This is a genomic window from Phaeobacter sp. JH20_34 (assembly GCF_048056095.1).
GTDB classification, from domain to species: Bacteria; Pseudomonadota; Alphaproteobacteria; order Rhodobacterales; family Rhodobacteraceae; genus Phaeobacter; species Phaeobacter bryozoorum.
Genome location: NZ_JAYMWT010000027.1, coordinates 1 through 1,471, shown reverse-complemented (window position 1 = coordinate 1,471; position 1,471 = coordinate 1). Strand labels below are relative to the sequence as shown.

The 1,471-nt window shown below is 53.4% G+C and carries 2 protein-coding genes; one reads left to right on the top strand and one right to left on the bottom strand.

The window, feature by feature from the left end; translation table 11 throughout:
- Positions 1-1,072: calcium-binding protein (locus tag VWZ81_RS19540; protein ID WP_416543648.1), on the bottom strand; the 1,072-nt coding region annotated here is incomplete at its 3' end.
- A gap of 114 nt (positions 1,073-1,186) precedes the next feature.
- Between VWZ81_RS19540 and VWZ81_RS19535 the strand changes: the two genes are divergently transcribed.
- Positions 1,187-1,471: hypothetical protein (locus tag VWZ81_RS19535; RefSeq protein ID WP_416543647.1), on the top strand; the 285-nt coding region annotated here is incomplete at its 3' end.

Genomic DNA, 1,471 nt, shown 5'->3' with positions numbered 1-1,471 from the left:
CGCCGCCGTCGATGCTGTCATTGCCAGCAGGTCCGCCACTTAGAATGTTATCGCCAGCGTCGCCGGTGATCGTGTCATTGCCAAATGTGCCGGTGACATTCTCAAAATTGACCAGGGTGCCTGACCCCCCGTAAGCGGTGGTATATGTCCCGCTTTGAAGGTTGATGTCGGCGCTGTCGTTTGTTCCGAACTTTTCCGCGGAAAATGTATCGTTACCGGTACCGCCATCATATACTTCGCCGATCCCGAAACCAGCAAACACCAGATCGTTCCCGGCACCAGCATCGACAGTGTCGGCGTTGCCGGTGGTATGACCTCCAGATTCAAAACCACTGGAACCGCCCATGGTATTGATCGTGTCATCACCACCGCCACCGAACAGGGAATCAGCCCCATCCCCCGCCAAGATCGAGTCGTTGCCGACGCCGCCATAGATCGTGTCATTGCCAGCGCCCGCAGAGATGGTGTCATTGCCCGCGCCCGCATCAACGGAGTCATCCCCGCCATAGGCGTTCATCTGGGTGCCATCCGCGTCCGTATAGCTGGTGCCCATGTTGTCATCGCCGGCGGTGCCATCAACCGTGCCGTCAATGAACGCATCCTGCTCGGTATCGCTGACCAGGCCATCATAATTGTCAGCTGCGATTGAATTGAGTGTAATGGATTCAATCGGCTTCGCCCCCAAAGCCGTGTTTTTTCCACTTCCATCTGAAAACGGGGCCAGAAAGACCCGTCCAGAAACGTCCTGCAACAGGACAATTTGCCCCGTTGCGGTGGTGCCATCGATGTAGGTGATTGTGACGTTGTATTCGATCACACTGTCAAGCGTGGAGGCAACCCCGCCAAAAACCAGATTCTCGCCAACCTGCCCAAAGTCGTTTTCGCTAACACCGCCATCATTGTTGGTGTCATCTGATGTCAGGCTATCGATGCTGTCATATAGCGGTGCGGTCGACGCGCCGAAGGTCTGGCCGAGTAGAGAACTGGAGTTCTCGGCCTGGAAATTGCCCTCGTTGGGATCGAGATCAGAAAAAACCCCGAGATAAAACGCTTCGAATGTATTTGTTGCCATTGGACTATCATCTCACCTCTGAAGTATTCACCGATTCCCGGACCGTAAGACCGTTTCATAAAGATGCAGAGTGCCCAAATTTTAGCATCAGCGTGTTCAAGTTGAGGATTTAGCATGGCTGCGGTGAAGGAGGCGTTAAAGATAGAATTGTCTTTAACCAGCCACCTATTCCAAATGTCGGGCAGACGCCTGCGCAAGCAAAGCTGTCCGCAACAGCAATGGCCACCAGGCTTTTCCCAGACTCGGTGGCGCAAGATTTCCGGGAACATTGAAAATGAGCAAGCCACCATAGCTGTTTGCGCCGTTTCCCTGTGTTGTGATCTCAGGCATCAGGCTGGGATTTTCTGTCTGCTGATCTTCAACATGAACAAGATCAGAAATGTCGAAACGAAAGCAACA